Source organism: Streptomyces capoamus, assembly GCF_014654935.1.
In the GTDB taxonomy this organism is placed as follows: domain Bacteria; phylum Actinomycetota; class Actinomycetes; order Streptomycetales; family Streptomycetaceae; genus Streptomyces; species Streptomyces capoamus.
This window is the reverse complement of the sequence record NZ_BNBF01000013.1, coordinates 213,774-222,581: the sequence shown is the minus strand read 5'-3', so window position 1 is coordinate 222,581 and position 8,808 is coordinate 213,774. Positions and strand designations below refer to the sequence as shown.

2 protein-coding genes are annotated in these 8,808 nt (G+C 75.8%); both read right to left on the bottom strand.

The features are described 5' to 3' along the window. Window positions 1-3,224, bottom strand: a 3,224-nt coding sequence (locus tag IE312_RS41185) for a non-ribosomal peptide synthetase (RefSeq protein ID WP_229900257.1), incomplete at its 3' end; no start/stop codon positions are given. Continuing rightward, window positions 3,221-8,785, bottom strand: coding sequence for a non-ribosomal peptide synthetase (locus tag IE312_RS21620; protein WP_229900256.1), 5,565 nt, complete (start codon window positions 8,783-8,785; stop codon window positions 3,221-3,223). The genes IE312_RS41185 and IE312_RS21620, both read right to left, overlap by 4 nt. Between the last annotated feature and the right edge of the window lie 23 nt (window positions 8,786-8,808).

Below are 8,808 nucleotides of genomic sequence, written 5' to 3'. Positions count from 1 at the left end.
CGGACCAGGGCGGCGAGCCAGCGGCGGACCAGGCGGTGGTGCTTGGGGGCGACCTTGGCGGCGGCGAGGATCTCGGGCAGGGGGTGGCGGGTGGTCTCGTCCGGGAAGAGCCCGCTGCTCTGCAGGACGTCCATCATGGCGAGCAGGGCGGCCTCGTCCAGGTGCCGGGCGAACGCGACCACCGCGTCGGCGTCCACGCCGGAGCGGATCTCCTCGCCCTCCTCCGCGACGGCCGCGGCGAGGGCGCCGTCGGCCTGCGCGGCGGGGCCGGACGCCGTACGGGCGGTCTGGGCGAAGCCCACGAGGCGGCGTTCCAGCGGAGGTTCGCCGTCGACGACGACGGCGGCGGCACTCACCGCGGGATGGGTCTGGAGGGCCGCCTCGACCTCGGCGGCCTCGATGCGGTGGCCGCGGATCTTGACCTGCCGGTCGTCGCGTCCCAGGAACTCGATCTCGCCGGAGGGCAGGTAACGGCCCAGGTCACCGGTCCGGTAGAGGCGTTCGCCGGTGCGCGGGTGCCGGACGAAGCGCTCGGCGGTCTTCTCCTCGTCGTGCAGGTAGCCCGCGGCGAGCCCGGCCCCGGCGATGTAGAGGTCACCGGCGACCAGGTCAGGGCAGGGTTCGAAGCCGGCGTCCAGGACGTGGAAGCGCTGGTTGGCCAGCGGCCGGCCGTAAGGGATGGACGGCCGGCCGGGCGGGACGGGGCCGTCGACGGGGTGGTGGATGGACCAGATGGACGCCTCGGTCGCGCCGCCGAGGGAGACGACGCGCAGCCCGGGCACCTTGGCGCGGATGCTGTCGGGCAGCCGCACCGGTATCCAGTCGCCGGACAGCAGGGCCAGGCGCAGGCGGGGCAGCGCGACGGGGCTGGTGGCGAGGTATTCGTCGACCATGTGGAGCTGGGCGGGCACGGAGTTCCACAGGGTGACGTCGTGCTCGGCCAGCAGGGCAGTCCAGTGCGACGGGTCGGCGCGGCGGGCGGGGTCGGGCAGGACCAGGCAGCCGCCGGCGGCGAGGACACCGAAGACGTCGTAGACGGACAGGTCGAAACCGAGACCGGCGAGGGCCAGGACGCGGTCCTCGGGGCCGACGGCGAAGCGGCGGTTGATGTCCTCGATGGTGTTGACCGCGCTCCGGTGCGTGATCATCACACCCTTCGGGGTGCCGGTGGATCCGGAGGTGTAGATGACGTAGGCGAGGTCGTCGGGTGCGCGCAGCCGTGCGGGCAGCCGGGTCGGGGCGGGCTCGGGCGGGAGCGTGTCCACGGCGATGGCGGTGACGCCGTCGGGCAGGTCCCGGGTGCCGGAGCGGACCAGGGCGAGCCGGACCCGGGCGTCGCGCAGCATGCTCTCCCGGCGCGCGGCCGGCTGGTGGGTGTCCACGGGGACGTAGACCGCGCCCGCGGCCAGCGCGCCGAGGACGGCGGCGAGCTGTTCCCAGCCCTTGTCCACGACGACCGCCACGGGATCGCCCGGTGCGCAGCCCGCCTCGGTGAGCGCGCGGGTCACGGCGGCGGCGCGGGCGGCCAGTTCGCCGTGGGTCAGCCGGTGCGAGCCGCTGATCACGGCGGGGGCGCCGGGGGTGCGCAGCGCGGCGGCGAGCGCGCCCTCGTGCAGCAGCGCCTCGGGCAGGGGCGCGTCGGTGGCGTTGGCCCGCTCGCGGCGTTCCAGCTGTGCGGCGGGGAGGCGCAGCGAGGCGGACGACTCCCATGGCTCGTCGCCGTCGGCCAGGCGGTCGAGCAGGTCCCGGAACGCGGTGAACATGTCGGCGACGACCGTGTCCTCCAGGACGCCTTCACGGACGTCCCAGTTGATCTGGAGGGACCCGCCCGCCTCCATGGCCTGGCAGTCGATCCACACCTGCGGGGTCTGGCTGATGCCGTGCACGAGTTCCCCGTCGGGTACCCGGCCGCCGGTGTCCGCGGCCGGCGGCGGGCCGTCGGGGGACTCCTGGTCGCGCAGGCCGATGGCGCTGGTGAAGACGACCGGCATCAGGGCGGCCTGTTGCCCCCGCCGGCGGGCGAGTTCGCGCAGCACCTCGACGCCGGTGAACAGCCGGTGGTCCAGGTCCTCGAAGAGCTGCTCCAGGACGGCGGTGGCGCGTTCCGTGAACGTGGTGCCCCGGCGGCGGTCGACGGCGAGCAGTTCCACCGAGGTGAAGTCACCGACCAGGGCGCCGACCTGGGGATGCAGGGGCAGCCGGTTCAGCAGGGTGAGGTCGAGGGTGAAGCGCTCGCGTCCGCTCCAGCGGCCCATCACCTCGGCGTAGGCGGCCAGTACGGCGCCCGAGGGGGTCAGGCCGCGGGCGACGGCCCGGCGGCGCAGCGCCCGCCAGCGCTCGGGCGGCAGGGCGGTTCGGTGGCGGGCGAACCGGGCCGGGCCGCCCCGCGCGTGTCCCTCCCGCAGGGGCAGCGGCGGGGCCGGGGGCAGGTCGTCCACCCGGTCCAGCCAGTAGGCGCGGTCGCGTTCGCGGCGCGGGCCCTGGCGCAGCCGGCGTTCGCCGAGCAGGTAGTCCCGGAAGGTGACGGGCAGCTCGGGCAGGACGGCGTCCGGGTCGGCGTAGAGGGTGCGCAGTTCGTCGAGGAGGAGGTGCAGGGAGACGTAGTCGGCGATGAGGAAGTCGATCGACAGGTGCAGCAGGGCGTGGTCGGACAGCAGGCTGATCCGCAGGTCGAACAGCGGCCACGTGCCGGGGGGCAGGACCTGGTGCTCCATCTCCTCGCGCACCGCGGCCAGCGCCGCGCGCGTGGCGTCCTCGTCCGCCCGGCGCAAGTCGCTGACGGCGACGCGGTAGGGCGGGGTGCCGGGCAGGACCCGCTGGGCGCCCTCGTCCTCGACGATCGCGCGCAGCATGTCGTGCCGGTCGATCAGGGCCTGCCAGGCGGCTTCCAGCCGGTCCGGGTCGAGGTCGGAAAAGCGCAGCTCGCCGTAGGCGTGGCAGGCGACCGAGCCGTAGTCGAAGACGTCACGGCGGCCCAGGAGGTAGGCGGTCTGGACGTCGGTGAGCGGGAAGGGCGCGTGTCGTTCGGCGGGACGGGCGGTCACGGTGAGGCGTTCGTCGCCGGCCCGCAGCAGGTCGAGCACCTCGTCCTTGTGGGCCTTCAGCAGGGCGCGCCGTTCCGCGGTGAGGGCGCCGCGCGGGGCCCGGAAGCGCAGCGCGCCCGACTCCTCCCACAACTCGACCCCGCTGGCCTGCAGTTCGGCCAAGAGCCCGGCCAGGTTCATAGCACTCCTTCTTCCATGGGGATCTGGGCGCTCTCGGCGCGCCGCTGCTCGATGAGCCGGGAGAGCGCCGCGACGGTCGGTGCCGAGAAGAACTCGCGCAGGGTGAGGCGGACTCCGCAGGCGCGCCACAGCTGTTCGGTGGCCCGGGTTGCGGTGAGGCTGTCCCCGCCGAGCGCGAAGAAGCTCTCGGTGCGGCCGACCCGTTCGGCGCCCAGGAGTTGGGCGAAGAGCGCGGCGACGGCGGTCTCCCGCTCGCCGCGGGGGGCCTCGTCGGCCGGGGCCGCCTCCTCGTCGAGGAGGGCGGCGAGAGCGGCACGGTCGACCTTGCCGTTGCCGGTCAGCGGCAGCCGGTCCAGGATCCGGACGCGTTCCGGGAGCATGTAGCCGGGCAGCCGTTCGGTGAGGGCGGCGCGCAGGGCGGCGGGCTGGGGCGGGTCGCCGTCCGGGACGGCGAACGCCACGATGCGGTGCCGGGGCCGCTCCCCCACCACGCAGGCGACGGCGCGGCCGACGCCGGGCACGTCGCGCAACGCCGCCTCGATCTCACCGAGTTCGATGCGGTGCCCGCGGATCTTGACCTGCTGGTCGGCCCGGCCGAGGAACTCCAGGACGCCGCCGGGCCGGTACCGGCCCAGGTCACCGGTGCGGTACCAGCGCAGGCCGTCGTGGGTGACGAACTGCCGTGCGGTGCGCTCGGGGTCGCCGCGGTAGCCGCGGGCGACGCCCTCGCCGCCGATCCACAGTTCGCCGGGCACCCAGTCCGGGCGGTCGCGGCCCGCCGGATCGACCACGCGGAAGCGCTGGTTGCGCAGCGGGTACCCGTACGGGACGGACGGCCAGCCGGGGGGCAGTCCGGTCACCGGGTAGGCGTTGGACCAGATCGCGGCCTCGGTCGCGCCGCCGAGCGCCACCAGCCGGCAGTCGGGGGCGCGGTCGGCCAGCCGGCCCGGCAGGTCGAGGCCGACCCAGTCGCCGGAGACCAGCGCCAGGCGCAGCGGCTCCAGCGGGGCGTCGCCGTCCTGGCCCTCGGCCGCGGTGAGGAGCATGTCGAGCAGCGCCGGCACCGTGTTCCACACGGAGACCCGGTGGGTGCGTACCAGGTCGAGCCAGCGGTGCGGCTCGCGCCGGTCGCGTTCCTCGACCAGGACCAGGGCGCCGCCGGCCGCGAGCAGGCCGAAGATGTCGTGGACGGAGAGGTCGAAGTCGAGGGCGGACAGGGCGAGGACGCGGTCGTCGGGCCCGAGGCGGAAGCGTTCGCCGATGTCCTCGACGGTGTTGAGGGCGGCGCGGTGGGTGGTCTCGACGCCCTTGGGCTCGCCGGTGGAACCGGAGGTGAAGATCGTGTAGGCGAGGGCGGTGTCCGGAACGGCGACCGGCGCGGCCGGCGGGTCGGCGTACGCCCGGGCGTCCCGGACGTCCAGTACGACAACACCGTCCGGCCAGCCGGCCCCGGCCCCGGGACGGAACACCGCACCCGGGACGTCCGGCGCCGCGCCGGGGGCGACATCCGGGGCTGCGTCCGGGCCGGGGCCGGCGGACAAGGGCACGCCCGGGCCGGGGCCGGTGTCCGGGGTTGTGCCCGGGCCGGGGCCGGTGGTCTTGGTGAGGGCCGTGTCGGAGCCGGCGGACAGGGACACGCCCGGGCCAGGGCGGATGTCCGGGGCCGCGCCCGGGTGGGAACCGGCGTCCGGGGCCGCGCCCAGGCCGGGACCGGCGGACAAAGACGTGCCCGTGTCGGGGCCGACGGACAGAGTCGCGCCCTTGGCAGGACTGTCGGCCGGGGTCGCGCCCGGGCCGGGGCCGGCGGACAAAGGGGTGCCCGTGTCGGGGCCGGCGGACGGAGTCGCGCCCGGGGCGGAGGCGGCGGCGGCCGGAGTCGCGCCCAGGCCGGAGCCGGCGGACAAGGGTGCGCCCGGGGCGGAGCCGGTGTCCGGGGTTGCGCCCGGGCCGGGGCCGACGGACAGGGTCGCGCCCTTGGCAGGACTGGTGGCCGGAGTCGCGCCCGGGTCGGAGCCGGTGTCCGGGGTTGTGCCCAGGCCGGGGCCGGTGGTCTCGGTGAGGGTCGGGTCGGTGAGGACGGCCACCGTGTTGGCCCGGTGCAGGATCCGGGAGCGGCGGGTGGGGGGCTGGTCGACGCCGACCGGTACGTAGCAGGCGCCGGCGGCAAGTGTGCCCAGGACGGCGATGACCTGGTCGGGGCCCTTGGGCAGCACGATCGCGACGGAGTCCCCGGGCCGCACGCCCGCCGCCGTCAGGGCCCCGGCGACCCGCAGGGCCTGCGCGGCGAGTTCGCCGTGGTCCAGGCGTCCGTCGCGCCACAGCAGTGCGGGGCGCCCGGGCGCGGCGGCGGCCTGCGCGAAGAACGGTTCGTGCAGCAGCCGTCCGCTGAGCGGGGCGCCCGTGGCGTTCACCTCGGCGCGGACACGGGCCTGGTCCGCGGGGAGTTCCACGGGGACGGGCCGTTGCCAGTCCGCCCGGGCGAGGGTGGTCAGGTGCCGCTCGTAGGCGCCGAGCATGGTGTCCAGGAGCCCGGCGGGGAACAGTTCCTCGACGGCGTCCCAGTTGACCGCGATCCCGCCGTCACGCTCCACGACCTGGCAGTCCAGCCACACCTGCGGGGTCTGGGAGAGGCCGTACACCTGCCGCCCGAACGGCATGGTCAGGTCGGCGAGCCGGTCGGACACGCCGAGGGTGCTGGTGAAGACGACCGGCATGGCCGGCTCCGCGGTGCCGGTGCGCCGGGCCAGTTCGCGCAGGACCCACAGCGCCGACACCGAACTGTGCTGGAGCCCCTCCCACACCTGCTGCTGGAAACGGCGCGTCGCGTCGGCCCAGCCGCCGCCGTCCTGGGGCCGGTGGCCGACCAGCAGCAGGGAGGTGAAGTCACCGACGATGTTGTTGATGTCGGGGTGCACCTCGCGCCGGTCGAACAGGGTGAGGTTCACGGTGACCTCGGGCTGCGCGCTCCAGGCGGACAGCACGTCGGCGAAGGCGGCGGCGAGCACGGCCGACGGGGTCAGCCCGGCGCCGCGGGCGGCGCCGATCAGCGCCTGCCGGACGTCCGGCGGCAGGAAGAACTCGCGCCGGGTGAACCGGGGCGGACCGGCCTGCTCGGGGGCGACGGCCAGCGGCAGCGCCGGGGCGGGCGGCAGTTCGGGCAGCCGCCCCCTCCAGTACGCCTGGTCGGCGGCGACCTCCTCGGGGCCGGGGGACGCCTGCAGGACGTAGTCGCGGAAGGAGACGTCCAGGGAGGGCAGCGGACAGGCCGGGTCCTGGTACAGCCGGGACAGCTCCCAGAAGATCGTCATGATGCTCAGCGCGTCCAGCACGATGTAGTCGAAGCCGAACGCGATGCGGGTGCGGTCGCCGTCGTAGCGGGTGGCGCCGATGTGGAACAGCGGCCACCGCGTCACGTCGAACACCCGGTGGTCCAGTGCGGCGCGCTGGGCGCGCAGCGCCTCGTCGACCTGTCCGGGCGGCGCGTCGGTGACGTCGAAGGCGACGGGCGGTACCTGTTCGAGGATGTGCTGGTTGCCGTCCTCGTCGAAGACGGCCCGCATCATCTCGTGCCGCTCGACGAGCCGGTTCCAGGCGTCCTCCAGGCGTTTGAGGTCGACGTCCCGGCCGTCGAACTCCCAGTACCAGTACGATCCGACGCCGCCGAGCGTGAAGTCCGCGCCGCGGCCGAGCCAGTAGGCGCGCTGGATGTCGGTCGCGGGGAACGGCTCGTACCGGTTCGCGGGGTCGGCCACGACCGGCGGCAGGCTCGTCGGGCGGCCCAGGCGCAGGCCGGCGGCGAAGTCGCGCAGCACCGGTGCGGTGAACAGGCGGCCCAGGTCGGCGCCGTGCAGGCCCATCGCGCGCAGCCGGGTCAGCAGCCGGGTGGCGAGCAGGCTGTCGCCGCCCAGTGCGAAGAAGTCGTCGTCGCGGCCGACGCGTGTCACGCCGAGGAGTTCGCTCCACACCTCGGCCACCTGGCCCTCGACGACGCCCCGCGGGGGTTCGTGCGCGGCGGCGGGGCGCTCGTCCCGGGCGAGGAGGTCGCGCAGCGCGGCTCGGTCGATCTTGCCGTTGGCGTTGAGCGGGAGGGCGTCGAGCACGGTGACCGTGTCCGGGACCATGGCGGGCGGCAGCCGGTGGGCGAGGTGGTCGCGCAGCGGGCCGGCGAGCGGGTGCCGCGGCGGGCCGCCCTGCCCGGCGTCCCCTGTCGCCGGTTCTCGTACGACGACCGCCGCGGCCAGCCGGGTCACGGGCTCGCCCACGCCGACGACGGCCGCGGCGGCCACCGCCGGGTGGTCCCGCAGCGCGGCCTCGATCTCGCCGGGCTCGATCCGGTGGCCGCGCACCTTCAGCTGGAAGTCGGCGCGCCCCAGGAATTCCAGGGTGCCGTCCGGGAGGCAGCGGGCCAGGTCACCGGTGCGGTACCAGCGCAGGCCGTCGTGGACCACGAACCGGTCGGCGGTGCGTTCCGGGTCGCCGCGGTAGCCGCGGGCCACCGAGGCGCCCCCGATCCACAGTTCGCCGGGCACCAGGTCGGGGCAGTCCCGGCCGCGCGGGTCGACGACCCGGCAGCGCTGGCCCGGCAGCGGGACGCCGTACGGCACGCACGTCCAGTGCGCGGGCGCCTCGGTGACCTCCTGCACGGTGGAGTGGATGGCCGTCTCGGTGGTGCCGCCGAGCCCGGCGAAGCGCACCCCGGGGAAGACGCGGCGGGCCCGGGCGGCGAGGGCGGGGTCGACCCGGTCTCCGCCGGTGAGGACCACCCGGATCCCGGCGGTGGCGCCGGCTCCCTCGGCGGCCTCCAGCAGCATCTCCAGCAGGGTGGGGACGCAGTTGACGACGGTCACGTGCAGGGCGCGGACCAGGTCGAGCCAGGCCCGTGCGTCACGCCGCTCGGCCTGGCGCACGCACACCACGGCGCCGCCCGCGGCGAGGGGGCCGAAGACGTCGTACACCGACAGGTCGAAGTCGAGGGCCGAGACGGCCAGGGTGCGGTCGCCGGGGCCGAGGCCGAACCGCTCGTTGAGCGCGGTCACGGTGTTCACGGCGCTGCGGTGCGGCACCTCGACGCCCTTGGGTTCGCCGGTGGAGCCCGAGGTGTAGAGGACGTACGCGAGGTGGTCGGGCGGTACCGGCACGGGCGCGGGCAGCGGCGCCGCCGAGCGGGCCTCCTCCAGGGTGTCTGCGGTCACCGTCAGGTGCGCGCCGCAGGACCGGGTGATGCGCAGCCGGCGGTGTTCGGGCTGGTCGACGCCGGCGGGTACGTAGGTGGCGCCGGCCGCGAGGACGCCGAGGACGGCGACGATCTGTCCCGGGCCCTTGGGCAGGGAGACCAGCACGGTGTCGCCCGTGGTCACCCCCCGCGTGCGGAGCAGTCCGGCGAGCCGCAGGGCACGGTCGGCGAGTTCCGCCCGGGTCAGCGAGCCGTCGGCCCACAGCAGCGCGGGCCGGTCCGGTGCCTCGCGGGCGAGCGCGAAGAACGGGTCGTGCAGGGTGTGCTCGGGCACGGGCCGGCCGGTGGCGTTGACGGCGGCCCGGACCGCCCGCTGCGCCGGGGGCACCAGGTCCGGCAGGGGCGCCGTCC